This is a genomic window from Streptomyces sp. NPDC005791, assembly GCF_042871485.1.
Lineage (GTDB): Bacteria > Actinomycetota > Actinomycetes > Streptomycetales > Streptomycetaceae > Streptomyces.
Genome location: NZ_JBIAIP010000007.1, coordinates 124273 through 149376, shown reverse-complemented (window position 1 = coordinate 149376; position 25104 = coordinate 124273). Strand labels below are relative to the sequence as shown.

Annotated in this window: 23 protein-coding genes and 1 tRNA gene; 9 read left to right on the top strand and 15 right to left on the bottom strand. The window is 69.7% G+C overall.

The window, feature by feature from the left end; genetic code table 11:
• Positions 1-14: 14 nt before the first annotated feature.
• Positions 15-2744, top strand: coding sequence for a phosphoenolpyruvate carboxylase (gene ppc / locus ACFYSH_RS16025; RefSeq protein WP_359477000.1), 2730 nt, complete (start codon positions 15-17; stop codon positions 2742-2744).
• A 30-nt stretch (positions 2745-2774) separates the two neighbouring features.
• Here the strand turns inward: ppc and ACFYSH_RS16020 are convergent, their stop codons facing one another.
• The 7 genes from ACFYSH_RS16020 to ACFYSH_RS15990 all read right to left on the bottom strand — a co-directional run bounded on the left by ACFYSH_RS16020 (position 2775) and on the right by ACFYSH_RS15990 (position 8413).
• Positions 2775-3245 carry a hypothetical protein gene (locus ACFYSH_RS16020; RefSeq protein ID WP_359477003.1) on the bottom strand — a complete coding sequence of 157 codons (471 nt, stop codon included), beginning with the start codon at positions 3243-3245 and terminating at the stop codon, positions 2775-2777.
• A 75-nt stretch (positions 3246-3320) separates the two neighbouring features.
• Entirely contained in the window at positions 3321-3914 is a 594-nt protein-coding gene (pth, locus tag ACFYSH_RS16015) for an aminoacyl-tRNA hydrolase (protein WP_359477006.1), read from the bottom strand.
• Positions 3915-4033: 119 nt separating this feature from the next.
• On the bottom strand, positions 4034-4612 hold the full coding sequence (locus tag ACFYSH_RS16010; protein WP_359477008.1) for a 50S ribosomal protein L25/general stress protein Ctc: 579 nt from the start codon (positions 4610-4612) through the stop codon (positions 4034-4036).
• A 199-nt stretch (positions 4613-4811) separates the two neighbouring features.
• Entirely contained in the window at positions 4812-5792 is a 981-nt protein-coding gene (locus tag ACFYSH_RS16005; protein ID WP_359477011.1) for a ribose-phosphate diphosphokinase, read from the bottom strand.
• A gap of 119 nt (positions 5793-5911) precedes the next feature.
• Positions 5912-7360: a bifunctional UDP-N-acetylglucosamine diphosphorylase/glucosamine-1-phosphate N-acetyltransferase GlmU gene (glmU, locus tag ACFYSH_RS16000; RefSeq protein WP_359477014.1), complete on the bottom strand. Its 1449-nt coding sequence runs from the start codon at positions 7358-7360 to the stop codon at positions 5912-5914.
• A 103-nt stretch (positions 7361-7463) separates the two neighbouring features.
• A tRNA-Gln gene (locus ACFYSH_RS15995) sits at positions 7464-7538 on the bottom strand.
• Positions 7539-7555: 17 nt separating this feature from the next.
• A complete protein-coding gene (locus ACFYSH_RS15990; RefSeq protein WP_388752979.1) occupies positions 7556-8413 on the bottom strand; it encodes a hypothetical protein in 858 nt (285 codons plus the stop codon).
• Positions 8414-8568: 155 nt separating this feature from the next.
• On the opposite strand from ACFYSH_RS15990, the gene ACFYSH_RS15985 reads away from it, so the two are divergent.
• Positions 8569-9882 (top strand): histidine kinase, encoded by a 1314-nt coding sequence (locus ACFYSH_RS15985; protein WP_359477020.1) that lies wholly within the window; start codon positions 8569-8571, stop codon positions 9880-9882.
• Positions 9883-9888: 6 nt separating this feature from the next.
• Here the strand turns inward: ACFYSH_RS15985 and ACFYSH_RS15980 are convergent, their stop codons facing one another.
• Complete coding sequence (locus tag ACFYSH_RS15980; protein ID WP_388752976.1) at positions 9889-10398, bottom strand: SUKH-3 domain-containing protein; 510 nt, start codon at positions 10396-10398, stop codon at positions 9889-9891.
• A gap of 11 nt (positions 10399-10409) precedes the next feature.
• The gene (locus ACFYSH_RS15975) at positions 10410-10931 is read right to left on the bottom strand and encodes a YwqJ-related putative deaminase (protein WP_359477026.1); all 522 of its coding nucleotides are present in this window, start codon (positions 10929-10931) and stop codon (positions 10410-10412) included.
• Positions 10932-11168: 237 nt separating this feature from the next.
• Here ACFYSH_RS15975 and ACFYSH_RS15970 point away from each other — a divergent pair, with 237 nt between their 5' ends.
• The 3 genes from ACFYSH_RS15970 (at position 11169) to ACFYSH_RS15960 (ending at position 15787) form a co-directional block, all read left to right on the top strand.
• Positions 11169-12146, top strand: coding sequence for an SMI1/KNR4 family protein (locus ACFYSH_RS15970; RefSeq protein WP_359477029.1), 978 nt, complete (start codon positions 11169-11171; stop codon positions 12144-12146).
• Complete coding sequence (locus tag ACFYSH_RS15965; protein ID WP_388752973.1) at positions 12143-14683, top strand: SUKH-4 family immunity protein; 2541 nt, start codon at positions 12143-12145, stop codon at positions 14681-14683. Before ACFYSH_RS15970 ends, ACFYSH_RS15965 begins: the two co-directional genes overlap by 4 nt.
• A 204-nt stretch (positions 14684-14887) precedes the next feature.
• Complete coding sequence (locus ACFYSH_RS15960; RefSeq protein ID WP_388752970.1) at positions 14888-15787, top strand: cellulose-binding protein; 900 nt, start codon at positions 14888-14890, stop codon at positions 15785-15787.
• A 53-nt stretch (positions 15788-15840) separates the two neighbouring features.
• On the opposite strand, the gene ACFYSH_RS15955 is transcribed toward ACFYSH_RS15960, so the two are convergent.
• Complete coding sequence (locus tag ACFYSH_RS15955) at positions 15841-15966, bottom strand: hypothetical protein (protein WP_388752967.1); 126 nt, start codon at positions 15964-15966, stop codon at positions 15841-15843.
• 145 nt (positions 15967-16111) lie between these two features.
• Here ACFYSH_RS15955 and ACFYSH_RS15950 point away from each other — a divergent pair, with 145 nt between their 5' ends.
• On the top strand, positions 16112-17569 hold the full coding sequence (locus tag ACFYSH_RS15950; RefSeq protein ID WP_388752964.1) for an MFS transporter: 1458 nt from the start codon (positions 16112-16114) through the stop codon (positions 17567-17569).
• Positions 17570-17689: 120 nt separating this feature from the next.
• On the opposite strand, the gene ACFYSH_RS15945 is transcribed toward ACFYSH_RS15950, so the two are convergent.
• From ACFYSH_RS15945 to ACFYSH_RS15935, 3 genes are read right to left on the bottom strand one after another with little or no spacing between them, the layout of a single operon-like run.
• Positions 17690-18037: an STAS domain-containing protein gene (locus tag ACFYSH_RS15945; RefSeq protein WP_359477044.1), complete on the bottom strand. Its 348-nt coding sequence runs from the start codon at positions 18035-18037 to the stop codon at positions 17690-17692.
• On the bottom strand, positions 18034-19317 hold the full coding sequence (locus ACFYSH_RS15940) for a SpoIIE family protein phosphatase (RefSeq protein WP_359477047.1): 1284 nt from the start codon (positions 19315-19317) through the stop codon (positions 18034-18036). Before ACFYSH_RS15940 ends, ACFYSH_RS15945 begins: the two co-directional genes overlap by 4 nt.
• Entirely contained in the window at positions 19317-20120 is an 804-nt protein-coding gene (locus ACFYSH_RS15935) for an alpha/beta hydrolase (RefSeq protein WP_359477050.1), read from the bottom strand. The genes ACFYSH_RS15940 and ACFYSH_RS15935 overlap by 1 nt, the downstream gene beginning before the upstream one ends.
• Before the next feature lie 138 nt (positions 20121-20258).
• On the opposite strand from ACFYSH_RS15935, the gene ACFYSH_RS15930 reads away from it, so the two are divergent.
• From ACFYSH_RS15930 to ACFYSH_RS15920, 3 genes are all read left to right on the top strand, one after another.
• Positions 20259-20591: a DUF1330 domain-containing protein gene (locus ACFYSH_RS15930; RefSeq protein WP_359477053.1), complete on the top strand. Its 333-nt coding sequence runs from the start codon at positions 20259-20261 to the stop codon at positions 20589-20591.
• 363 nt (positions 20592-20954) lie between these two features.
• Positions 20955-21743 (top strand): ABC transporter ATP-binding protein, encoded by a 789-nt coding sequence (locus tag ACFYSH_RS15925; protein ID WP_359477056.1) that lies wholly within the window; start codon positions 20955-20957, stop codon positions 21741-21743.
• Positions 21740-24322, top strand: coding sequence for an FtsX-like permease family protein (locus ACFYSH_RS15920; RefSeq protein ID WP_359477059.1), 2583 nt, complete (start codon positions 21740-21742; stop codon positions 24320-24322). Before ACFYSH_RS15925 ends, ACFYSH_RS15920 begins: the two co-directional genes overlap by 4 nt.
• An 83-nt stretch (positions 24323-24405) precedes the next feature.
• Here the strand turns inward: ACFYSH_RS15920 and ACFYSH_RS15915 are convergent, their stop codons facing one another.
• Complete coding sequence (locus ACFYSH_RS15915; RefSeq protein ID WP_359477062.1) at positions 24406-24780, bottom strand: type II toxin-antitoxin system VapC family toxin; 375 nt, start codon at positions 24778-24780, stop codon at positions 24406-24408.
• Positions 24780-25022, bottom strand: a complete 243-nt coding sequence (locus ACFYSH_RS15910) for a type II toxin-antitoxin system prevent-host-death family antitoxin (RefSeq protein WP_359477064.1) — start codon at positions 25020-25022, stop codon at positions 24780-24782. The genes ACFYSH_RS15915 and ACFYSH_RS15910 overlap by 1 nt, the downstream gene beginning before the upstream one ends.
• Positions 25023-25104 lie beyond the last annotated feature (82 nt).

Below are 25104 nucleotides of genomic sequence, written 5' to 3'. Positions count from 1 at the left end.
AGGAGCCGCACACTGTGAGCAGTGCCGACCAGACCTCTGCCGCCACCACCGAACTGCGGGCCGACATCCGCCGCCTCGGCGACCTGCTGGGCGAGACCCTCGTACGCCAGGAAGGCCAGGACCTCCTCGACCTCGTCGAGCGCGTCCGCGCCCTGACCCGCACCGACGGCGAGGCAGCAGCCGAGCTCCTCGGCGACACGGACCTGGAGACCGCCGCACAACTCGTGCGCGCCTTCTCCACCTACTTCCACCTCGCCAACGTCACCGAGCAGGTCCACCGCGCCCACGAGATGCGCGACCGCCGGGCCGCCGAGGGCGGGCTCCTCGCCCGCACCGCCGACCGCCTCAAGGACGCCGACCCCGAACACCTGCGCCAGACGGTCAAGAACCTCAACGTCCGGCCCGTCTTCACCGCACACCCCACCGAAGCCGCACGACGCTCCGTACTCAACAAGCTGCGCCGCATCGCCGCGCTCCTCGAAACCCCCGTCATCGAGGCCGACCGGCGCCGCCAGGACATCCGGCTCGCCGAGAACATCGACCTCATCTGGCAGACCGACGAACTCCGCGTCGTCCGCCCCGAGCCCGCCGACGAAGCCCGCAACGCCATCTACTACCTCGACGAGCTCCACGCCAACGCCGTGGGCGACGTCCTGGAAGACCTGGCAGCCGAGCTGGAGCGCGTCGGCGTCGAACTGCCCGCCGGCACCCGCCCCCTCACCTTCGGCACCTGGATCGGCGGCGACCGCGACGGCAACCCCAACGTGACACCCGCCGTCACCTGGGACGTGCTCATCCTCCAGCACGAGCACGGCATCACCGACGCCCTCGAACTCGTCGACGAGCTGCGCGGACTGCTCTCCAACTCCATCCGCTACACCGGAGCCACCGACGAGCTCCTCACCTCCCTCCAGACCGACCTGGAACGCCTGCCCGAGATCAGCCCCCGCTACAAGCGGCTCAACGCGGAAGAGCCCTACCGGCTCAAGGCCACCTGCATCCGGCAGAAGCTCGTCAACACCCGTGACCGCCTCGCCTCCGGCACCCCGCACCGCCCCGGCTGCGACTACCTCGGCACCGCAGAGCTCACCGCCGACCTGGCCCTCATCCAGACCTCGCTACGCGCGCACAAGGGCGCCATCGTCGCCGACGGCCGGATGGACCGCACGATCCGTACGCTCTCCGCGTTCGGCCTGCAGCTCGCCACGATGGACGTACGCGAGCACGCCGACGCCCACCACCACGCGCTCGGCCAGCTCTTCGACCGCCTCGGCGAGGAGTCCTGGCGCTACGCCGACATGCCGCGCGACTACCGGCAGAAGCTCCTCGCCAAGGAGCTCCGCTCCCGCCGCCCCCTCGCCCCGACCCCCGCCCCGCTGGACGCCGCGGGCGAGAAGACCCTCGGCGTCTTCCACACCATCAGCCAGGCCTTCGAGCGCTTCGGCCCCGAAGTCATCGAGTCCTACATCATCTCGATGTGCCAGGGCGCCGACGACGTCTTCGCCGCAGCCGTCCTCGCCCGCGAAGCCGGCCTCCTCGACCTCCACGGCGGCTGGGCCAAGATCGGCATCGTCCCGCTCCTGGAGACCACCGACGAGCTCAAGGCCGCCGACGTCATCCTCGACGAAATGCTCGCCGACCCCTCCTACCGCCGCCTCGTCTCCCTCCGCGGCGACGTCCAGGAGGTCATGCTCGGATACTCCGACTCCTCCAAGTTCGGCGGCATCACCACCTCCCAGTGGGAGATCCACCGCGCCCAGCGCCGCCTCCGCGACGTCGCCCACCGCTACGGCGTCCGCCTGCGCCTCTTCCACGGCCGCGGCGGCACCGTCGGCCGCGGCGGCGGCCCCTCCCACGACGCGATCCTCGCGCAGCCGTGGGGCACGCTGGAGGGCGAGATCAAGGTGACCGAACAGGGCGAGGTCATCTCCGACAAGTACCTCATCCCCGCCCTCGCCCGCGAGAACCTGGAACTGACCGTCGCGGCCACCCTCCAGGCCTCCGCCCTGCACACCGCGCCCCGCCAGTCCGACGAGGCCCTCGCCCGCTGGGACGCGGCCATGGACACCGTCTCCGACGCCGCCCACGCCGCCTACCGCAAGCTCGTCGAGGACCCGGACCTGCCCGCGTACTTCCTCGCCTCCACCCCGGTGGACCAGCTCGCCGACCTGCACCTCGGCTCGCGGCCCTCCCGCCGCCCCGGCTCAGGCGTCTCGCTCGACGGCCTGCGGGCCATCCCCTGGGTCTTCGGCTGGACCCAGTCACGCCAGATCGTCCCCGGCTGGTTCGGCGTCGGCTCCGGCCTCAAGGCGCTCAGGGAAGCCGGCCTGGACACCGTCCTGGACGAGATGCACGAACAGTGGCACTTCTTCCAGAACTTCCTCTCCAACGTCGAGATGACCCTCGCCAAGACCGACCTGCGCATCGCCCAGCACTACGTCGACACCCTCGTCCCCGACGAGCTCAAGCACGTCTTCGACGTCATCAAGGCAGAGCACGCACTCACCGTGCGGGAAGTCCTCAAGGTCACCGGCGGCAAGGAACTCCTCGGCACCAACCCGGTGCTCCAGCAGACCTTCGCCATCCGTGACGCCTACCTGGACCCGATCTCCTACCTCCAGGTGTCCCTGCTCGCCCGCCAGCGCCAGGCAGCCGAACGCGGAGAGGAAGCCGACCCGCTCCTCGCCCGCGCCCTGCTGCTGACCGTCAACGGCGTCGCGGCGGGCCTCCGCAACACCGGCTGACCCCAGCCGGAGCGACCGGGTGCGGTCCCCTCAGAGGGCGACGAACGTCGCCGTCAACAGGACCGCACCCGCGATCCCCGCACCCCACGCCGTCCGCGTCAGCCGCATACCGCCGCCGATCACCAACGCGGCCAGCACCAACGCACCACCCAACGGCACCCAGGCGTGCAGAAAGCCCGGCGTCCCGGTCCGCACGACGTCACCGGTACCGGGCTTCACCACGACAGGGAAACGGGCCCCCTTCTTCACCGCCACGGACCGCTCGATCCTCACGGCCGCCCGGTCACTCGACTCCGCGTCCGCCGTGAACGACCCCGTGCACACGTCCTCGCCGCACGCCGTCACCGCCATCGTGCCGTGCTCACGACCCTTGGCCAGAACGACGTGATGCGCGTCGTCCCACGACGACCACACGCCCGCGACCAGCAGCAACAGCACGACACAACCCGCAGCGAAGCCACGGCCATGAGCCAGCAGCCGGTGGGACGAACTCCGTTTCATGAGGGCCGATCCTTGGGCAGAGCCATGCCCTCGGTCAACCCGCGGCCGAAAACGGCCCGAGAAGCAACAGGAATGTCAGGAGTTGTACGAGGACTGAGCCCGCTCCAACCCGTCCTCCAGCAACGACTCCACCGCATCCGCCGCCCGGTCGACCAGATAGGCCAGCTCCTTGCGCTCCGTACCCGAAAAATCCCTCAACACGAAGTCCGCGACCTGCATCCGCCCCGGCGGCCGACCGATCCCGAACCGCACCCGGTGATAATCCGGACCCATCGCCTTCGTCATCGACTTCAACCCGTTGTGCCCGTTGTCACCGCCACCCAGCTTCAACCGCAACATCCCGAAATCGATGTCCAACTCGTCATGCACCGCCACGACATGATCCAAGGGCACCTTGTAGAAATCACGCAACGCCGTGACCGGTCCACCCGAAAGATTCATGTACGACAACGGCTTCACCAGCACCACCCGCCGGCTCCCCGGACCAGGCGAACCGACCCGCCCCTCCACCACCTGCGCCTGCGCCTTCTGCGCCCGCTTGAACCTCCCGCCGATCCGCTCCGCCAGAAGATCGGCCACCATGAACCCGACGTTGTGCCGGTTCGCCGCGTAGTCGGGGCCGGGATTACCGAGGCCCACGATCAGCCAGGGGTCGGTGACGTCGGACATCTGCGCTCGGTCTCCTCGCGTACGAACCAGTGATCAACAGCGTGACGAACAGCGAAACGGGGCGGCGGAACCCACGAAAGGGAACCGCCACCCCGTCAGTCAAGCAGGTGGGGCGAGGATCAGGCCTCGGCGGAAGCGTCCTCGGCGGGCGCCTCCTCGGACTGCGCCGCGACGACCTGGAGCACCACGGCGTCCTCGTCACCGGCGAGCACGGAGCCCGACGGCAGCGGGACGTCCTTCGCCAGGATCGAGTCACCGGCGTCCAGACCCGCGATGGAGACCGTGACGGACTCCGGGATGTGCGTGGCCTCGGCCTCGACGAGCAGGGTGTTCTGCACGTACTCGAGCAGGTTGCCGCCCGGGGCCAGCTCGCCCTCGACGTGCACCGCGATCTCGACCTCGACCTTCTCGCCACGCTTCACGGTGAGGAGGTCGACGTGCTCGATGTTGCCCTTGATCGCGTTGCGCTGCACGGCCTTCGGAATGACCAGGGCGTCCTTGCCGTCGATCTCCAGACCGATCAGGACGTTGGCGGTACGCAGCGCGAGAAGCAGCTCGTGGCCCGGCAGGTTGATGTGAACCGGCTCAGCACCGTGGCCGTAGACGACCCCGGGAACCAGGTTGGCGCGACGGGTACGACGGGCAGCGCCCTTGCCGAACTCCGTACGGACCGTTGCGTCGAGCTTGATCTCAGCCATGCTGCACTCCTCGTGAGGTGACGAAAAACCGATGGTCACCCGGCCCACGACAGGCCTGCTACGAAGAGCGCGTCGATAACGGACCACCAGCCCCGTGCCTACGCACGAGAACGGCCTCCCTCGCCGAGCAACTTGTCCAGTCTACCCGGCGGGGAGGCCGCACCCAAAGTGGATCACCCGCAGGTGGTCCGGCAGGCGGTCAGTCGCCCTGCTCCTCGAAGAGGCTCGTCACCGAACCGTCCTCGAACACCTCACGCACCGCACGCGCGATGGTCGGAGCGATCGAGAGGACCGTGATCTTGTCGATCTCCAGCTCACCCGGCGTCGGCAGCGTGTCCGTGAACACGAATTCGCTGACCTTCGAGTTCTTCAGACGGTCCGCGGCAGGGCCCGACAGCACACCGTGCGTCGCCGTCACGATGACGTCCTCGGCACCATGCGCGAACAAGGCGTCCGCGGCGGCACAGATGGTGCCACCCGTGTCGATCATGTCGTCGACCAGGACACACACCCGACCCTCGACGTTACCCACGACCTCGTGCACGCTGACCTGGTTGGGGACGTCCTTGTCGCGGCGCTTGTGCACGATCGCCAGCGGAGCGTCCAGACGGTCGCACCAACGGTCCGCGACACGCACCCGGCCGGCGTCCGGCGACACGATCGTCAGCTTCGAACGGTCCACCTTCGCACCCACGTAGTCGGCCAGTATCGGCAGCGCGAACAGGTGGTCCACCGGGCCGTCGAAGAAGCCCTGGATCTGGTCCGTGTGCAGATCGACGGTGAGGATACGGTCCGCACCCGCCGTCTTCATCAGATCGGCGATCAGACGCGCGGAGATCGGCTCACGACCACGGTGCTTCTTGTCCTGACGGGCATAACCGTAGAACGGCACGATCACCGTGATCGAACGGGCGGACGCACGCTTCAGCGCGTCCAGCATGATGAGCTGCTCCATGATCCACTTGTTGATCGGAGCCGTGTGGCTCTGGATCAGGAAGCAGTCGGCGCCACGAGCGGACTCCTGGAAACGCACGTAGATCTCACCGTTGGCGAAATCGAAAGCCTTCGTCGGCACGAGACCGACACCCAGTTGATGTGCGACCTCCTCGGCCAGCTCGGGGTGGGCGCGGCCGGAGAAGAGCATCAGCTTCTTCTCGCCGGTCGTCTTGATCCCGGTCACAGCACAGTCTCCTCAGACGTGTATCTGGCACCGCGCGCATGTGTCCCGATGTGCGACGAGCCAGCCGAAATGGGTGAGCATCTATCACGGTACGCCGAGTCCGGCGTGCCTGTTTCCGGTCAGCTTTCGCCGTCGGTCTCCTGGACGGCGGCCTGAGCCGCCTGCGCGGCCGCGCTGCCAGGACGCTTCCGTGCCACCCAGCCCTCGATATTCCGCTGCTGGCCCCGGGCCACGGCCAGCGAACCAGCCGGTACGTCCTTGGTGATCACTGAACCGGCAGCCGTGTACACACCGTCCCCGACCGTGACAGGCGCCACAAACATATTGTCCGACCCGGTCCGGCAGTGGGACCCGATCGTCGTGTGGTGCTTCGCCACCCCGTCGTAGTTCACGAACACGCTCGCCGCGCCGATGTTGGTGTGCTCACCGATCGTCGCGTCCCCGACGTAACTCAGGTGCGGCACCTTCGTGCCCTCGCCGATCGTCGCGTTCTTCATCTCGACGTACGTCCCCGCCTTGGACTTCGCGCCCAGCCTCGTCCCCGGCCGCAGATACGCGAAGGGCCCCACGGAGGCCCCGGGGCCCACCTCGGCGCTGTCCGAGACCGTGTTGTCCACCCGCGCGCCCGCGTGTACGACCGTGTCCTTCAGCCGTGAGTTCGGACCCACCTCGGCGTCCTCCGCGAGATGCGTCGAGCCCAGCAGCTGGGTCCCCGGGTGCACGATCGCGTCACGCTCGTACGTCACCGTCGCGTCGATCAGCGTCGACGCCGGGTCCATGACCGTCACACCCGCCAGCATCGCGCGCTCCAGGAGCCGCTCGTTGAGCAGGCGCCTGGCCTCGGCCAGCTGGAGCCGGTTGTTGATGCCCAGGATCTCCCGGTGGTCGCCGGCGATCGAGGCACCGACCCGGTGACCCGCCTCGCGCAGGATCGACAGCACGTCGGTGAGGTACTCCTCGCCCTGGCTGTTGTCCGTACGCACCTGGCCCAGCGCGTCACTCAGGAGCCTGCCGTCGAACGCGAAGACCCCGGAGTTGATCTCCCGGATCGCGCGCTGGGCGGCGGTGGCGTCCTTGTGCTCGACGATCTCGGTGACCGCGCCGGTGGCCGCGTCGCGGACGATCCGGCCGTAGCCGGTCGAGTCCGGGACCTCGGCGGTCAGCACGGTGACCGCGTTCGAGTCGGCGGCGTGGGTGGCGGCGAGCGCGGAGAGCGTCTCGCCGGAGAGCAGCGGGGTGTCCCCGCAGACGACGATCACGGTGCCGTCGACGGCGCCGCCGAGCTCCTCCAGGCCCACCCGGACCGCGTGGCCGGTGCCGTTCTGCTCGGCCTGGTAGGCCGTCCGTACGGGGGTGTCCCCGGCGGAGAGGTGCGCGGTGACCTGCTCGCCGGCGTGGCCGACCACCACGACGAGGTGCTGGGGTTCGAGCTCACGCGAGGCGGCGACGACATGTCCGACGAGCGAGCGCCCGGAGATCTCGTGCAGGACCTTGGGGGTCTTCGACTTCATGCGGGTGCCCTCACCCGCTGCGAGGACGACGACGGCTGCCGGGGGGTTGGCGCTCACGGATGTGCCCTTCGGCTTCGGGTGGTGGACACCCGCAGGATACCGGGGGCTTTTCTGCCCGAAACGAGCGCGGGCCCCGACCGCGAGGTCGGGGCCCTGGTTGTGGCTCCCCCACCAGGACTTGAACCCGGACAAATAGCACCAAAAGCTACTGTGCTGCCAATTACACCATGGGGGAACGAAACGGACTTTTCTTTAGTCCGCTCGATTCGCACCCAACACTATGCCGTACCAAGCCCCTTCCACGCGACGGTAGAGCTCAGCGCTCTTGGTTACATAGATGACGAGACAGCCGCGATACGCCTCACCGGTGTTCTTGCGCGTGGTCTTCGGGTTGTGCTTCTTGAGTGTCGCCCTCATGAAGTCGGCGCGGGGCACTCCCGTCAGGTCCGACCAGAAACCCTCGGCCTCCGTCACGTCTGCCGACTCATGAATGCTGACGCGGAGGTGCAAGCGTTCGCGCTTGACGCCGAGCAGGGCGAGCCAGTTCAGGTACACCTTGATCACGTTTGGATCGCTGTTGATGAACAGCAGGCTCTCTCGGCGGCTGTAGGGCTTGTCTTTCATGCCCTCCGCCCAGTAGAGCGTGACCCCTGCGATGAACAGCTCCCGGTCGGAGAGCTCACCCATGGACTCGCGTGCGATCCGCTTGGTTTCCATCCGTTCTTGATCCTGTCCGGCGCGCAGACTGGCCAGACCGGCGTTCATCAGTACGAGGCGCTCCTCTTCTGTGTAGCGAGGTTTCGGCTTCGGCAGGTCCCGCACCCACAGTGAGATCGAGCTCTTGGAGCACCCCAGCTCCACCTGGATCTGGTCGTAGGTCATCCCCTTGAGCCGCAGCTCCCTGGCCTTCGCGCGTAGGTCGTCCTTGGCGTTGGGGCGCTTGGTCCACTCCGGGGCGGGCTCGCCTTCCAGGAGGCGGTGGAGGATGTCGTTGTTGAAGACCTTCAGCCGGTCCCGGATCTGCCGCACGCTCAGCCCCTCCCGCCGCAGCGCGATCGCCTGCTCCCGTAGTCCCTCGAAGTCCGCGTACTTGCCGCTGGCATGTGTCATACGAGCAGCGTCGTCCGGAATGCGGACGTCCGGGTCGAAAGCGTGCTCGGTTCACCGGATCGTGCGATCTACCCTCCTTTGCGGTACGACCGGTCACTTTCCGTGCTGACGGAGTCGCCGGAAAACGGGATGCGTCCGCCCGTACGCTGGATGCCATGACCGCAACGGGGGCAGACCGGGAGGCGGCGGGGCCGACCACCCGCGGCTACTGGTGGTGGGGGCGGCGGCGGAGCGTCGCCCTGGATGTGGGGCTGGCGCTGGTCTCGGCGCTGGAGTGTGCGCTGGAGGGGGTGGCGTTCGCCGGGGACACCGGGTTGCCGGTGCCGCTCGGGGTGCTCTTCGGGCTGTTCGCGGGTGCGGTGCTGGTGCTGCGCAGGCGGTGGCCGATCGCGGTGGTGCTGGTGTCGATAGCGACGACGCCGGCCGAGATGGGCTTCCTGATGGGGATCGTCGGGCTGTACACCCTGGCGGCTTCCGAGGTGCCGCGCCGGATCACGGTGGTGCTGACGGGGATGACGCTGGTCGGTGCGTTCATCGTGTCGTACGTGCGGCTGCGGCAGAGTGTGACTGGCCATGCCGAGTTCGGGCCGCTGTGGCACGTCCCGATCGTGTCGCTCCTGGTGTCGCTGGGGCTGACGGCGCCCTCGGTGCTCTTCGGTCTGTACATCGGGGCCAGGCGCAGGCTGATGGAGAGCTTGCGGGAGCGCGCTGACTCGCTGGAGCGGGAGTTGTCGCTGCTGGCGGACCGTGCCGAGGAGCGGGCCGAGTGGGCGCGTACGGAGGAGCGGGGCCGGATCGCGCGGGAGATGCATGACGTCGTGGCGCATCGGGTGAGTCTGATGGTGGTGCACGCGGCGGCGTTGCAGGCGGTGGCTCCGAAGGACCCGGCGAAGGCGGTGCGTAACGCGGCCCTGGTGGGGGACATGGGCCGGCAGGCGTTGACGGAGCTGCGGGAGATGCTCGGGGTGCTGCGGAGCGGGGACGCGCTCGTGGCTCCGCGGGCGGGGCAGGTGCCGTTGGCCTCGGTGGGGCGGGCGGCGGCTGCCGCGGCTGTGGTGGTGGCTGAGGAAGGGCCGCGGTTGGGTGAGGTGGAGGCGCTGGTGGCGCAGTCCCGTGAGGCGGGGATGACGGTGGAGCTGTCGGTGGAGGGGGAGTCGCGTGCGTATGCGCCGGAGGTGGAGCAGACGGCGTACCGGGTGGTGCAGGAGGCGTTGACGAACGTGCACAAGCATGCGGCGGGTGCGAGGACGTGGGTGCGGTTGGCGCATCGGGGGGGTGAGGTGGCGATGCAGGTGGAGAACGGTCCGTCGGACGGTGTGACGGCGGATGCGGGGCTGCCGAGTGGTGGTAACGGTCTGGTGGGGATGCGGGAGCGGGTGTCGGGGCTCGGGGGTGTGTTCGTGTCGGGGCCGACGGATGCGGGGGGTTTCCGGGTGTCGGCGGTCCTGCCGGACGGTGGAGTGGTGTGAGGGGTTTCAGCCGGGGGTGAGGCGGGCGGGCTGTCTGCCGGTCATGAGGGTCTCGAGGGCGCGGTCGATGTCGGAGCCGAGGTACCAGTCGCCGGTGTGGTCGATGGAGTAGACGCGTCCTTCGTTGTCGATGGCGAGGACTGCTTGGTCGTCGCCTTCTGCGCCGAGGGGGGCGACTTCGGTGCCGAGGGCGCGTCCGAGGTCGCCGAGGGTCCGTGCGAGGTGGAGTCCGCTGAGGGGGTCGATGTACACGGTGGAGGGTGCGATCTGGCGGCCGGGTGCGGTGGAGCTGATGCGGAGTCCGCCGAATTCGGCCCAGGCTTCGACGGCTGCGGGGAAGACGGCGTGCTGGTGTCCGGCGGGGGAGGCGTGGGAGCGGAGGGCGTCTGCCCATTCTTCGGCCTGGCGGATGTCCCAGCGCCCTGGCTGCCATCCGGCGTCGCGGAGTGCGGCGTCCACGGCGACGGGGAAGCGGGTGGTGGAGGTGCGGCTCTGTTGGCCGGGCAGGTCGCGCATGAGTGGTGTGTTCAGCCCTTCTCGGCGGTGGTCGTCGCACCGTTGGTGAGGTCGACGGGGCGTACGCCGAAGTGGGCGAGCATCTCCGTGCAGGAGCGGCAGGGGGGTGCGTAGCTGCCGTGGAGGGGGTCGCCGTCTTCGCGGATGCGGCGGGCGGTGAGGCGGGCGTGTTTGAGCGCGCGGCGGGCCTCTCCGTTGGTGAGGGGTTTGCGCTGGGCGCGTTTGGAGCGGCTGTCGTCGGCCGAGGTGAGCTGGCGGGACAGGAGTATGGCTTCGGGGCAGCGGCCGGTGAAGCGTTCGCGCTGGTTGCTGGTGAGGGTGTCGAGGAAGTCCTGTACCAGGGGGTGGAGGACGGGTGGCTGGTCGCCTTTGCCGGCGGTGCAGGTGAGTGTTTCTCCGCGTACGGACAGGGCTGCGGCCACGGCGGGCAGGATGCCGTCGCGGCGGTGGTGGAGTTGGGGTGGGTGGTTCGGTTCGGTGGTGCTCCAACTGAGTCGCGGGTCTCCGGATGTGACTGTTTGTGCTGTGTGCATGGTGCTGGTGTCCCTCCCTGCAATCCCCCGAGTTGCGGGGGACAGCCTGCCAAATATGCAGGGTGGTGGGGAAGCTGGGTGGGTGAAACGTGTCCGCGTGTCGTGACTCGGTGGTTTGGTTGTCGTGTGTCCGTCACGTGGCGGTGACGTTGGGTGAGTGGCGTGCGGGGGCGGGGGGCGTTGTTGCGTCACCGCATAGGCTGTGCGGAACACCAGACGCAGCAGGGGGCAACCGCCATGACGACAGGTCGGCTCGGGCAGCAAGCCGCGCCACCGAATGCGGCCTATGCCGGGCAGGTCGTGCATTTCCCGGATCCTGTCCGGGCGTCCCGCCACCCCAGGGGTGTGCGTGTGGACGGGAACGGCTTTCCGGTGCTTTCGCCGTACGCGCGTGCGGCCGCGGAGATCGCGGAGCCGCCGCCGGGTTTCGGTGTCGATGAGCTGCGGCTGACGGATTACGTGTCGGCGAACGCGGCGTTGGCGGCGAGTGGGCATGAGTTGTGGGACACGATTCCCGCCGTGGCGACTCCGCACGGTTGGACGTGGCATCACGTGGCGGGTGGCCGGCGGATGGAGCTGGTGCCGGTCGAGGTGAAGGCGTTGTTGCGTCATCACGGTGGTCTGGCGACCGCTTCGGTGGATCAGGGCCGTCGGGGTACGCGGCCTCTGCAGGAGACGCGGCCCGCTCATTTCCGGTTGCCGAAGGGGTCTGTGGCGGTGGGGGAGCAGCAGATCCTTGGTGTCGAGGAGGATCTGGGGTATCGGCTTCCGGGTGCGTACCGGTCGTTTCTGAAGGCGGCCGGTGGGTCGGCTCCGGTGGGCGCGGCGTTGGATGCGGAGCTGGGGTTGTTGGTGGACCAGCCGTTCTTCACGGTGCGTGAGGAGGCCGCCATGAACGACTTGGTGTATGTCAACAAGTGTCTGCGTGATCACTTCACGAAGGATTTCCTGGGTGTGGGCTTTGTCCAGGGCGGGATTCTCGCGGTGAAGGTGCGTGGTGACGGTCTGGGGTCGGTGTGGTTCTGCGCGTATGACGATGCGCGGGATCAGGACGGCTGGGGTGTGCAGGAGCGGGTGGACCGGCTGCTGTTGCCGTGCGGTGAGGACTTCGATGCTTTCCTGCAGCGGTTGGCGGGTAATCCGCCGGAGCTGGAGACGGTGGCGAACCTGATGGTGGACGGTGGCTTCGCGCGGGCCGTCCCGGTGGAGGGGTGAGCGCGGTGGTGACGTTCGCGCAGGCGCAGGAGCGGGCGGATGAGTGGGTCAATGGTGATGTGCCCGCGTATCAGCACCGTGAGGTCCGGGTTCGTGAGTTCGAGCTGGGTTTTGTGGTGTGGGCCGAGGACCGTGCGGAGGGTCCGGTTTCGGACGGTGGCCGTCAGCGGTTGGTGATCGCCCGGGACAGTGGTGAGGCCACGTTGTGGCCGGGGTTGCCGGTGGGTGAGGTGATACGGCGGTACGAGGAGGATTACGGGGTGTCCGCGGAGGTGCGGGTTGCTCCGGAGGCGCCGCAGCGTATCGATCTGAATCAGACGTCGTTCCTGCTGACTCCGCCGGAGTGGTTGCAGGAGGCGGCGGACAAGCTGGGGATTCCGGATGGGCGTGTGGAGGCGGATGGGGCGCCTTCGGTGCCGTCGGCGGCTTCTGCTCCCGCTTCTCCTCCCTCTCCTCCCTCTCCTCCTTCCCCTCCTTCTCCTTCGGTGCCGGGCTCGGCGCGTGGTGATTCCGGTGCCGGGTGGCCGGCTGCGGGTGGTCAGGGGGATCACGAGCCGACGGCGAACGACGGGGTGCCTGCCGGGGGGACACCGTGGGCGGGTACGGACACGAGTGCGAGTGGTGACGGGGGTGGGGTGCCGCTGCCGGCGACCGTGTTCGCGCCGCCGCTCTCGGGGTCGGACGATGACGGGGCTCCGCCGCCGGTGGTTCCGGCGGAGGCGCCCACGGCGCTGATGTCGGGTGGCAGTCAGTTGCCGCCGACCGCGGTGGTTCCCGGTCTGGATCCGCAGGCACCGCCTCCGGGGCCTCCGGCTTCCGCTTCCGCTCCTGCTCCGGCCGCTCCGGCGCCCGGGGCGGGGGACATCGCGGACGCGGCGACGAGCAAGGCCGTCGTGCCGCCGCGGGGTGCGCGGGGGATGGGTTCGACGCCTCCGCCCCCGCCGCCTCCCGGGGTGCCGGGTATGCCGGGGGTGCGGCTGGGGGCGACTCCGCCGCCTTCGGGGCCGGGTGCGCCGGGTGCACCGGCGGGTGGCTACGTGCCGACGCAGCTCGTTTCGCAGATGGGTCCTCCGGGGGCGCCGGCTCCTGGTGCGACGCCGCCCCCTGGCGTGCCGCGGCCGCCTTCTCCTCCTGGGCCTCCCCCTGGTGCCACGCCGCCTCCGGGTGGCGGGATGCATCAGGCGGCGACGATGTTCGCCGACGCGAGCATCGGTGGCCCGAACGCGCCGCGTCCTCCGGGTCCGCCCGGCCCTCCCGCTCCTCCTGGCCCTCCTGGTGCTCCGGGGGTTTCGGGCGGGACGCCGCCGCCCTCTCCTGGTTCCACGCCGCCGCCCGGGCCGCCCCCTCCTCCTCCGGGGGCGACGCCGCCTCCGGGTGGTGGGGTGCACCATGCCGCGACGATGCTGGCGGGTCCGGGGCAGGTCGGCGCGGGTGCGCCGCAGCCGCCCGGCCCTCCGGGGCCGCCTGGTCCTCCTGGTCCTCCCGGTCCTCCTGTGACGCAGGGGCCGGGGTCGCACACTCCGCCGCCTCCTGGGGCGTACGGCTATCCGCAGCGGCCGTCGGGTCTGCCCACGGTCGGTCCGGGCTATCAGGCCGTGCTGCGTTTCCGTGCGGCCGACGGCAGTGAGCAGCAGCTGATCCGGCGTTCGGCGCCGGGTACTCCGCATCCGGAGTGGCAGATGCTCCATGAGCTGCGTGCGATGAATGTGCCGCCGCAGCAGGTCATAGAGCTGCACACGGAGCTGGAGTCGTGTGAGCTGCCGGGTGGTTACTGTGCGCGGATGATCCGGGAGACCTGGCCGCAGGTCCGGATCACGAGTGTGGCGCCGTACGGGACGGATCATGCGAGCCGGCAGCAGGGCATGCAGCACCTGCTGACGCATCAGGGTGAGCTGCATCAGGTGGCGGACGGCCCGGCGCGGCCGGCTCCGGTGCGGGCGCCGTTGCCGCAGGTGCCTCCTGCGATGGCGGTGCCTCCGGAGGCGCTGGCGGAGGAGCTGCACGGGGCGTTCGGTCCTGGTGTGCTGCGTTTCGACCAGCGGGCGGTGTCGCGCCAGGGTGTGCCGGAGGTGGTGGCGCGGACGTTGGTGTGGGCGGGTCTGCCCGCTGATTTCGGGCCGTTCTTCTGGGCGCAGCCGGGCCATCCGGTGGTGCCGACGCTGGCGGAGTTGGCGGTGCAGCGTCAGGTGCAGCCGGCGTCGGACGCGGGTTCGTACCTGGTGATGGGTTCGGACTTCGGCCGGGCGATCTGTGTGCAGTACGGGACGGCGAACATCGTCGCTGTTCCGGTGGAGGCGGGTCCGGGTGGTCAGCCGGTGCCGCCGCAGTTCGTGAACACGGGGTTGCCCGAGTTCGTACGGTCGATGGCGTTGCTGGGCCGGATGTGGCGGTTGCGGTTCGGGTTGACTCCGGAGCAGGCGGGTCGTTGGACGGTCGATTTCCAGGCCCAGCTGGTGGCCATCGATCCGGCGGCGCTGGCGTCGCCGGAGGGCTGGTGGTCGGTGCTGCTGGAGCAGATGTGGGATGGGTTGCTGTGATCCCGTCCGATCGCGTCTGATCTGTTGTGTGCGAGAGGCGTTCGTCCCGTGAAGGGGTGGGCGCCTTTTGTGTGGGTATTTGTGATGCGTGTCGCTTCGGTCCTGATTGCAGCTGATCGATTCCGACTTCCGGGTTAATTGCCGCATCCTTGGCGTATTGCTTCATGGTCGGGGAGTCGGAGAGCGGGAAAGAGGTCTTCGGGGATGAGTGGTGGACCGGTGTCCGCGCACGGTTTTGTCGGCGTACGGGGGCGTGGCTACCGCCCTGATCAGGTGGACCGCGTGGTGGCCGCACTGTCGGCGGAGCGGGACGGTGCCCAGGAGCGGGTGTCCCGGCTGACGGGGCTGGCCGAGGAGCTGGCAGTCGAGTCCGCGCGGCTGGGTGAGGTGGTGGCCTCGCTCGCGCCGCAGACGTATCAGTCGCTGGGGGAGCGGGCCCAGCAGATTCTGGCTCTGGCGGAGGCCGAGGCGGAGGCGGCGCGGGGTACGGCGTCGGAGGAGGCGCAGGCGCTGCGGGACGCGGCGGACGCGGCGGGCCGGGAGGCCCGTGAGGCGGCGCGTCAGCAGGCCGAGGTGGTACGGGCGGCGGCGGACGCCCACGCGGAGCAGGTGCTGGCCGCGGCGCGGGAGGCTGCCGGTGCGCTGCTGGAGGGGGCGCGCCAGGAGGCCGGTGAGGTGCGCGGGGCGGCGGAGGCGGAGATGGCCGAGACGCGTCGCCGTACGGCGGGTGTGCTGGCGCATCAGGAGCAGGAGCATGCCGAGCGGGGCAAGGCGGCGGAGGCGGAGATCGCCGGTGCGGAGGCCGCCGCGGCGGAGCGTGAGGCCGCGTTGGTCGCCCGGGGCGAGGAGGCGCTCGCTGTGGCGAGGCGGGAGCTCGCGGAGGCGGAGGAGGCGGCCCGGCACGGCCAGGAGGACGCGGAGGCGCGGGCGGCGGAGCTGTTGTCGGTGGCCAGGGTGGCGGAGGAACGTGTCGTGCGGGAGACCGAGCGGGTCCTGCGGGAGCACGAGGAGAGTCGCGAGGAGGTGCAGGCGCACATGGCGCACGTACGCAATGCGCTGGCGGCCCTGACGGGGCGGGCGGTCGTCGGCTCGGCGGGGGACTGAGGCACACCGCCTGCGGCAGGCGTGCGGACCGGCAGGCGTGCGGGCCGGCCGGGTCAGGGGCGCGGCCGGGGGTGTGCGGCGAGGTGTTCGATGCCGCTGTTGCAGCGCTTGAGGCGGGCGGCGAAGGCGGCGGTGTTCTCGTGGGTCCGGCCATGTCCTGCGGCCTCCTGCTCCTGCACCGGGTCGATCGTACGTCGGCTTGACGGCGGTTCATGGCCCCATGAGATGTGCACTAGACACATAACGTGCATGACACATTCGAAGTGTACGATGCACATCGCCCCTCGGTGGGCGAGACGACGACCCCCTAGGAGTTCCATCCTCATGGATGCCCCCCAGCCGACAGCCGGATCAGGCGGTGTGATCGCCACGCTCGCCTTCGCGGGCACCGTGGCGGCGGTCATGCAGACCCTGGTCACCCCGCTCATCGCCGAGCTGCCGCAGCTCCTCGACACCACGTCCTCCAACGCCGCCTGGGTGATCACCGTCACCCTGCTGGTCTCAGCGGTGTGCGTGCCGGTCTCCGGACGGCTGGGCGACCTGCTGGGCAAGCGCCGGATGCTGCTCGTGTGCGCGGTGCCGCTGGTCGTCGGGTCGGTGGTGTGCGCGCTCGCGTCCTCCGTCGTCCCGATGATCGTCGGACGCGGTCTGCAGGGGATGGGCATGGGCATGGTGCCGCTCGGCATCGCTCTGCTGCGTGACGTCGTGCCGAAGGAGAAGATGAGCTCCTCCATCGCCCTGGTCAGCGCCTCCCTCGGCATCGGCGGCGCTCTCGGCCTGCCGATCGCGTCGGCGGTCGCCCAGTACGCGAACTGGCGGGTGCTGTTCTGGGGTTCCGCCGTGCTGGCCCTCATCATCTTCGCCCTGATCTGGTTCCTGATCCCGGACGTCCCGGCCGCCGCCAAGGGGCAGCGCTTCGACGCACCCGGCGCCCTCGGCCTGGCCGTCGGCCTGGTCTGCCTGCTCCTCGCCGTCTCCAAGGGCGCCGAGTGGGGCTGGACCTCGACGACGACGGTCGGCCTGTTCGTCGGCGCCGTCGTGGTGCTCATCGCCTGGGGCTTCTGGGAACTGCGGACCAGGGACCCCCTGGTCGACCTGCGCACCACGGCCCGCCCCCGGGTGCTCATCACCAATCTCGCGTCGCTCTTCGTCGGCTTCGGCATGTACGCCGGCATGCTGATCGCGCCGCAGCTGCTGCAGTTCCCCGAGACCACCGGCTACGGCCTGGGCCAGTCGATGCTCGCGGCGGGCCTGTGGATGGCCCCCGGCGGCATCATGATGATGGTCATCTCCCCGCTCGGCGGAAAGCTCACCGACGCCCGTGGCCCGAAGTTCACGCTGATCTGCGGAGTGCTGGTCATCGCCGCGGCCTACGGCCTGGGGATCCTCCTGATGGGCTCCGCCTGGGGGCTGATGCTGTTCCTCATGGTCAGCAGCAGCGGCGTCGGCCTCGCCTACGGCGCGATGCCCGCTCTGATCATGAGCGCGGTCCCGGTGTCCGAGACGGCCGCCGCCAACGGGTTCAACACCCTCATGCGCGCGCTCGGCACATCGATCGGCGCCGCCGTGATCGGCGCGGTCCTCGCCCAGATGACCACGGAGACGGGTGGCTTCACCTTCACCTCCGAGGCCGGGTTCCGTACCGGCCTGATGGTCGGCTGCGGTGTCGCGCTGGTCGCCTTGGTGATCTCGGCGTTCATCCCGGCTGTCCGCCGTTCCACCACCTCCGGCGAGAAGGCCGACGCGGCCGCCGCACCGGAGGTGGCCGCGGCCAAGGGCTGACCCGGCGCGCGTCCTTCCACACTGCCCGGCTCCGCCCCGCAAGGGGCCGGAGCCGGGCAGTCCGGCATTCGGCTGCCGTACGCGAGGTCGCTGTCGTCGTCCGCGGCCGGGCTCGTACGGTCAGCCGCTGACGGCCCCGCTCCGTGGGTCCGGGCCGGGCTCGAGCGAGAACACCTGGTCGAGCCCGGTGACGCGCAGGACGCGGAGCACAGGGCCGGGCACGGCGACCAGCGCGACGTCGGCGCCGGCGGCGGTCGCGTGGTTGCGGGCGACGATGAACGCGGTGATGCCGCTCGAGTCGCAGAAGGCGAGGTGTTCGAGGTCGAGTACGAGCCGCTGGCCCGGTGCGAGGACGAGACCGGTCACCACCTGGCGGAGTTCCGGGGCGGTACCGAAGTCGAGTTCTCCCTCGACTCGGAGCACGGGGCCGGTCGCGGTGTCTCGGACGGTCGTGGTCAGTGGGCTCATGTCAGGGTGTCGCTCGCAGGCTCGGGCCGGTCGGCGGGTACGCCGAGGGCGAGGAGGGCGGTGTCGTCGTCCAGGCCGTCGCCGAAGCTGTTGAGCAGGCCGGTCATCGCGGCGACGACCTGCTGCGGTCCGGTGTGGGAGAGGCCGGCCGCGAAGTCGCGCAGGGCTTCGTCACCGAAGAGCCGGCGTTCCTCTCCGATCCGGGCCTCGGTGAGCCCGTCCGTGTAGAGCAGCAGGGTGTCTCCTGCCCCCAGCACGGTCCTGGCGGAGGTGAAGCCGGCCGTGGGCAGGATGCCGACGAGGAGCCCGCCGGGGGTGGGGAGGTAGTCGGCCCGGCCGTCCTCGCGCAGGACGAGGGCCGGGGGGTGGCCGCCGGAGGCGACCTCGACCGCGACGGTGTCGCCGACGGGTTCGAGGACGCCGAAGATGGCGGTGCAGTAGCGCGGGTCGCCCGAGGCGTACCGCTCGTGAAGGACGGTGTTGAGGGTGGTGAGCGCTGCCACGGGGTCCGGGTCGTGGAGGGCCGCCGCCCGCAGCGTGTAGCGGGTCAGGGAGGTCACGGCGGCGGCCTGGGGGCCCTTGCCGCAGACGTCACCGAGGAAGAAGGCCCAGCGCTCGCCGTCCAGGGGGAAGAGGTCGTAGAAGTCTCCGCCGAGGCGGTCCGGGGAAGCGGTGTGGTAGTGGGAGGCGGCTTCCATGCCCGGGACCGGGGGGAGGGCCGAGGGGAGCAGCGTGCTCTGCAGCACCGCGAGCGCCTCCTGCAGACGTTCGCGGTCCTCCTCGGCCTGCCTGCGGGCCTCTTCGGCGGCTCGGCGCTCGCGCAGCAGTTCCTGTTCGTAGGAGCGCCGGTCCCTGGCGTCGAACACCGTCGTACGGATCAGGAGGGGCCGGCCGTCGCTGTCCGTCTTCGTCGAGGAGCTGATGAGGGCGGGGAGACGGCCTCCCTCGGCCTTCTTGATGTCCAGGGCGATGCCGCTGACGCTGCCCTGCATGCTCAGGAGGGGCGCGAAGTGGGTGTCGTGGTAGATCTTTCCGCCGACGGTCAGCAGGTCGGTGAAGCGCATGCGGCCCACGACGTCGTCACGGGAGAGGCCGAGCCAGGTCAGCAGCGTTTTGTTGATCTTCGCGATGGTCCCGTCCATGAGGGTGGACAGATAGCCGCAGGGGGCGGATTCGTAGAGCTCCTCGGCGCTGTCCTCCAGCAACGCGGTGAACGCCGCGTCGGTGGAGGGGGCCTCGTCCCCCTCCGGTCGGTCGGGGTTCCGGCCGGTGCGGCACATCAGGACTGGTTCCCCACGAAGTCGACGATGGCGGCCGCGGTCGCTTCGGGGGCACTCAGCTGCGGGCAGTGGCCGGTCGCCTCCAAGGTGACGAGACGGCTGTGCGGGATCGCCTCGTGGACGTACGTGCCCACCTCCCGGGGGGCGATGACGTCCTGCGAGCACTCCAGGACCAGCGTGGGGACGCTCACCTTCTTCAGGTCGTCGCGGCTGTCCGTCAGGAAGGTGGTCCGGGCGAAGACCCGGGCGACGGCCGGGTCGGTGGCGCAGAAGCTGTTGGTCAGTTCCTCGCCGAGTTCGGGGCGGTCGGGGTTGCCCATGATGACCGGCGCCATGGCCGCGGACCAGCCGAGGTAGTTGGACTCCAGGGACTCCAGCAGCTCGTCGATGTCCTCGGCGCTGAATCCACCCCGGTAGCCGGGGGTGTCGACGTAGCGCGGGGAGGGGCCGATCATGATCAGAGAGGCGAACCGGTCCGGTGCCGCCGCTGCCGCGAGTACGCCGATCATGGCGCTGACCGAATGTCCGACGAACCGGACCTCGCGCAGGTCGAGTGCTTCGCAGATCTCCACCACGTCGCGGGCGTATCCGTCCAGGGTGCCGTAGCGGGTCTCGCTCCACGCCGAGAGGTCCGAGCGGCCCGATCCCACGTAGTCGAACCGCACCACGCGGAACCTCTCGGCCAGCGTGGGTGCCACCAGTCGCCACATGTTCTGGTCACAGCCGAACCCGTGCGCCAGGAGGAGGACCGGCGCGCCCTCGGGGCCTGCCACCGTGATGTTGTTCCTGCTGACTATGTCCATGGAGGCAGTCTCGCACCTGGGGGCGGGGGCAGGTCGCCGGCCCGTTCCACGGCGACCTCGGGGGGGCGGTGCGGCGCGTCACCCGAATAGTCTCGGCCCTGACATCAGTGCACGCCGTGTTCCAAGGACGGGGATCTCATGCCCGCTTACGTCATCGTCAACGTCGATGTGCTCGACGAGGAGGCCGGCCTGGCCTACGCACGCGTGGCTCAGGAGTCCATCCTCAGCCACGGCGGCCGCTACCTGGTCGCGGGCCCGACACCTGAGCCCGTCGAAGGCACCTGGGGTTCCTCCCGGTTCATGGTCATCGAGTTTCCCGATATGGACCGGATCCGGGAGTGGTACGACTCCCCGGAGTACCGGCGCGCCCGGGCGATACGTGAGGGCAAGGTCCGTGTAGGGATGCTGTTCGCCGAGGGCACGGTGCCCGAGGGCTTCTCGCTCCCGGTCCAGGGCGCGTTTCGAAAGTAGCGCCGTCCGCCCGAAGGGTGGGCCTGGCGGCGTCTGGTGCGTGTGATCGCAAGGCGGAGGGTCGCCCCGGGCGTGAGGGACCCCGCCGGAACCCCTACCCCGGTCTCATCCCCGGGTGCCGGACCCCTAGGGGAAGCTACGTACTTCTGCCCAGGGGCCGTTCCTCCCGCCGGAGGACGAGAGGGGGGCGCCCCGTTCCTTAACGTGTTCTTACATCGGGGATGCGGCCGGCCGGAGGGGACGGGGTGGGGGAAACCCCCCTCGAAGACTGCGCCAGGCACCAGCGCGCCGGAACCCCTTCCCGCCCGAGACTCGACACGTACACAAGGACGTCCGAGCATCGACCGACATAGGAGATAAACCGTGACAACGGCTGTAACCATTCCCAGGCACGGGGGCACTGGAGGGCGTACGGCCGTCGCTGCGCGAGCGCGCCAGGTCGTCAAGGCGTACGGCGTGGGCGAGACCCGGGTCGTGGCGCTCGACCATGTGGACGTGGACATCGTCCGCGGGCAGTTCACGGCGATCATGGGGCCGTCCGGGTCCGGCAAGTCGACGCTGATGCACTGCCTGGCGGGTCTGGACACGGTGACCTCGGGTCAGATCCACCTGGCGGACACCGAGATCACGGGTCTCAAGGACAAGAAGCTGACACAGCTGCGCCGGGACCGGATCGGTTTCATCTTCCAGGCGTTCAACCTGCTCCCGACGCTCGACGCGCTCGAGAACATCACGCTGCCGATGGACATCGCCGGCCGTAAGCCCGACGCCGGCTGGCTGCAGCAGGTCGTGGAGACCGTCGGTCTCGCCGAGCGGCTCAAGCACCGCCCCACGCAGCTCTCCGGCGGTCAGCAGCAGCGTGTCGCGGTGGCCCGGGCGCTCGCCGCCCGCCCCGAGATCATCTTCGGTGACGAGCCCACGGGGAACCTGGACTCGAGGGCCGGTGCCGAGGTGCTGTCCTTCCTGCGCAGGTCGGTCGACGAGCTCGGCCAGACCATCGTCATGGTCACCCACGACCCGGTGGCGGCCTCCTACGCGGACCGGGTCCTCTACCTCGCGGACGGCTCGATCGTCGACGAGATGCAGAACCCGACGGCCGAGCAGGTCCTGGACCGGATGAAGGACTTCGACGCGCGCGGGCGGACGTCATGACCGTCTGGAAGACCTCGATGCGCAACTTCCTCGCGCACAAGGGGCGGATGGCCCTCTCCGCCGTCGCGGTCCTGCTGTCGGTGGCGTTCGTCTGCGGCACCCTCGTGTTCACCGACACCATGAACACCACCTTCGACAAGCTCTTCGCGGCGTCGTCGGCCGATGTGACCGTGAACCCGAAGGCGGCCGGGGGTGCCGACGACATCCCGGAGAACGGCAAGCCCGCATCGCTGCCGGCCTCCGTCCTCACCCAGGTGGAGAAGGCCGAGGGGGTGAAGGGCGCCGAGGGTGGCGTCATGAGCATGTCCGTCACGGTCGTGGACAGCCACGACAAGAACATGGGCTCCGAGACCGGCGCCCCGACGCTCGCGGGCAACTGGACGCGCAACGACCTCCGCTCCATGGAGATCACCTCCGGTCACGCCCCGCGCGGCCCGACCGAGGTCATGGTCGACGCCGACACCGCCGAGAAGCACCACCTGAAGATCGGTGACGAGCTGCGCACCATCGCGGTCACCGGCGACATCAGGGCGAGGATCAGCGGCATCGCCGCCTTCACCGTCACCAACCCGGGCGCGGCCGTCGTCTTCCTCGACACGGCCACCGCGCAGGAGAAGCTGCTGGGGGCATCCGGCGTCTTCACCCACATCTCGGTCACGGCCGACTCCGGTGTCAGCGACATCCAGTTGAAGAAGAACGTCGCGGCGGCCCTGGGCGACGGCGCCGCGTACAAGCTGCAGACCCAGGACGAGGCCGCGGCCGCCAACAAGGACTCCATGGGGTCCTTCCTGGACGTCATGAAGTACGCGATGCTCGGGTTCGCCGGGATCGCCCTCCTCGTCGGCATCTTCCTGATCGTCAACACGTTCTCGATGCTGGTCGCCCAACGCACCCGTGAGATCGGCCTGATGCGGGCCATCGGTTCCAGCCGTAAGCAGGTCAACCGGTCCGTGCTGATCGAGGCGGTGCTCCTGGGCGTCGTCGGATCGGTCCTGGGCGTCGCGGCCGGTATCGGTCTCGCCGTGGGGCTGATGAAGCTCATGGGCGCCGTCGGTATGGAGCTGTCCACCGGGGACCTCACCGTCGCCTGGACGACACCGGTGACCGGGCTGGCGCTCGGCGTCGTCGTCACCGTCCTCGCCGCCTACATCCCGGCCCGCCGGGCCGGCAAGGTCTCCCCCATGGCGGCCCTGCGGGACGCCGGAACCCCGGCTGACACCAAGTCCGGCCGGATCCGGGCGGTGATCGGCCTCGTCCTCACCGGCGCCGGTGCCGCCGGCCTGTGGGCGACGACCAGGGTGGACGAGGCGAGCGAGGGCTCGCTCTACCTCGGCCTGGGCGTGGTCCTCACCCTCCTCGGTTTCATCGTGATCGGCCCGCTGCTGGCCGGCGTGGTCGTGCGGGTCCTCGGCGCCGTCGTCCTGCGGCTGTTCGGCCCGGTCGGGCGGCTCGCGGAGCGCAACGCGCTGCGCAATCCCCGGCGTACGGGAGCGACGGGCGCGGCCCTCATGATCGGCCTCGCCCTGGTGGCGTGCCTCTCCGTGGTCGGTTCGTCCATGGTCGCCTCGGCCACCGACGAGCTCGACAAGTCGGTCGGTACGGACTTCATCGTCCAGTCGAGCACCGGCCAGCTGATCGTGCCGCAGGCCGCGGACGCCATCGAGAAGGTGCCCGGGATCGAGCACGTCACGCACTACAAGGTGCTCGCCGCGAAGCTCACCAACCCCGACGGCTCGACGGCGGACGAGCACATCACGGCCGCCGACCCGACGTACCCGCAGGACCTGCGGCGTGAAGCCGTCGCCGGTGACCTGGCGAAGGCGTACGGTGCGGACTCCATGTCGGTCGGATCCGACTACGCGGCCCTGCACGAGATCGAGGTCGGCGACGAGATGACCGTCGCCTTCAAGGCCGGCGGGACCGCGAAGCTGAAGGTCGCGGCGATCACCTCGGACGACACGTCCGTCGACCAGGGTGCGATGTACGTCAACATCACCACTGCCGAGCGTCACGTCGGCGCCGACCGGATGCCCGAGAACATGATCATGTTCGCGGCGGCGGAGGACGGCAAGGAGAAGGAGGCGTACGCGGCCGTCAAAAGCTCGCTCGCCGCGTATCCGCAGTACAAGGTGCAGAACCAGGCGGACTTCAAGCAGGACCTGAAGGACCAGATCGGCCAGCTGCTGAACATCGTGTACGGCCTGCTCGCCCTGGCGATCGTCGTCGCGGTGCTCGGCGTGGTGAACACCCTGGCCCTGTCGGTGGTCGAGCGGACCCGCGAGATCGGCCTGATGCGGGCGATCGGCCTCTCCCGCCGCCAGCTGCGGCGCATGATCCGGCTGGAATCCGTCGTCATCGCCCTGTTCGGCGCGCTGCTCGGGCTCGGCCTGGGCATGGGCTGGGGCACGTCGGCCCAGAAGCTGCTGGCCCTGGAAGGACTCGGGGTCCTGGAGATCCCGTGGCCGACGATCCTCACCGTGTTCGTCGCCTCCGCCTTCGTCGGACTGTTCGCCGCGCTGGTCCCGGCCTTCCGGGCCGGCCGGATGAACGTCCTGAACGCCATCGCCACGGACGGGTGACTGTGCCGGACGGGAGATGACCGATCCGGCCCTGGGGCGTTCGCCGGAACGCCCCAGGGCCGGATCGCGTCCGGCCGTGGCCGTCAGGCGTGCAGGACCGGTACGTCGTACTGGGGGATCCACTTGTCGCGGGTGACGACCGTCAGTCCCTCGGTCTGGGCCTGGGCGACGAGGATGCGGTCGAAGGGGTCGCGGTGGAGCGGGGGGAGGCGGCCGGCCTTGACGCCGTGGCCTGCGGTGATCGCGAGAGCCGTCAGCTGGCAGTCGCGGACCCGCTCTGCCAGGTCGCCGGGTCCTGCGAGCTTGCCGGCGGACTGCTTGATCGCGATCTCCCACGGGGTCGCGGCGCTGAGATACACCGCGGGCTCCGTGTCGATCAGATCTTTGAGTTCATCGGAAAGCTCAGGGGAGTCGTCGAACCACCACAGAACGACATGGGTGTCGAGCAGAAGACGCATCAGCGCATCCCGAAGGCTTCGGCGATGTCATCCGGCAGCTCGTCGAAGTCGTCGGCGATGTGAATCTGCCCCCGAAGGGACCCCCGACCGGTTCGACGTACCTTCGGATGCAGGGGCACCACCTTCGCGATGGGTTCGCCGGCCCGGCTGATCACGACCTCCTCGCCGGTCTCGACCTGCTGCAGTATCCGGGAGAAGTGGGTCTTGGCCTCGTGCACGTTGTACTGCCGGGCTGCTGCCATGACTGCCTCACAGGGGCGACGAGTGGACTAACTACCGGACCAAGGCTAGCCCGGCTGCCGCCGTCCGGACAACGGCGTTCCC

Bases quoted from the DNA above. Each gene is read 5' to 3' on its own strand.
- pth (WP_359477006.1), bottom strand. From the start codon at position 3,914: ATGTCCGACGTCACCGACCCCTGGCTGATCGTGGGCCTCGGTAATCCC.
- ACFYSH_RS15930 (WP_359477053.1), top strand. From the start codon at position 20,259: ATGCCCGCTTACGTCATCGTCAACGTCGATGTGCTCGACGAGGAGGCC.
- ACFYSH_RS15940 (WP_359477047.1), bottom strand. From the start codon at position 19,317: ATGTGCCGCACCGGCCGGAACCCCGACCGACCGGAGGGGGACGAGGCC.
- ACFYSH_RS15935 (WP_359477050.1), bottom strand. From the start codon at position 20,120: ATGGACATAGTCAGCAGGAACAACATCACGGTGGCAGGCCCCGAGGGC.
- ACFYSH_RS15980 (WP_388752976.1), bottom strand. From the start codon at position 10,398: ATGCGCGACCTGCCCGGCCAACAGAGCCGCACCTCCACCACCCGCTTC.
- ACFYSH_RS15960 (WP_388752970.1), top strand. From the start codon at position 14,888: ATGAGTGGTGGACCGGTGTCCGCGCACGGTTTTGTCGGCGTACGGGGG.
- ACFYSH_RS15915 (WP_359477062.1), bottom strand. From the start codon at position 24,780: ATGCGTCTTCTGCTCGACACCCATGTCGTTCTGTGGTGGTTCGACGAC.
- ACFYSH_RS16010 (WP_359477008.1), bottom strand. From the start codon at position 4,612: ATGGCTGAGATCAAGCTCGACGCAACGGTCCGTACGGAGTTCGGCAAG.
- ACFYSH_RS15945 (WP_359477044.1), bottom strand. From the start codon at position 18,037: ATGAGCCCACTGACCACGACCGTCCGAGACACCGCGACCGGCCCCGTG.
- ACFYSH_RS15985 (WP_359477020.1), top strand. From the start codon at position 8,569: ATGACCGCAACGGGGGCAGACCGGGAGGCGGCGGGGCCGACCACCCGC.
- ACFYSH_RS15970 (WP_359477029.1), top strand. From the start codon at position 11,169: ATGACGACAGGTCGGCTCGGGCAGCAAGCCGCGCCACCGAATGCGGCC.
- ACFYSH_RS15920 (WP_359477059.1), top strand. From the start codon at position 21,740: ATGACCGTCTGGAAGACCTCGATGCGCAACTTCCTCGCGCACAAGGGG.
- ACFYSH_RS15910 (WP_359477064.1), bottom strand. From the start codon at position 25,022: ATGGCAGCAGCCCGGCAGTACAACGTGCACGAGGCCAAGACCCACTTC.
- ACFYSH_RS15990 (WP_388752979.1), bottom strand. From the start codon at position 8,413: ATGACACATGCCAGCGGCAAGTACGCGGACTTCGAGGGACTACGGGAG.
- ACFYSH_RS16020 (WP_359477003.1), bottom strand. From the start codon at position 3,245: ATGAAACGGAGTTCGTCCCACCGGCTGCTGGCTCATGGCCGTGGCTTC.
- ACFYSH_RS15950 (WP_388752964.1), top strand. From the start codon at position 16,112: ATGGATGCCCCCCAGCCGACAGCCGGATCAGGCGGTGTGATCGCCACG.
- ACFYSH_RS15975 (WP_359477026.1), bottom strand. From the start codon at position 10,931: ATGCACACAGCACAAACAGTCACATCCGGAGACCCGCGACTCAGTTGG.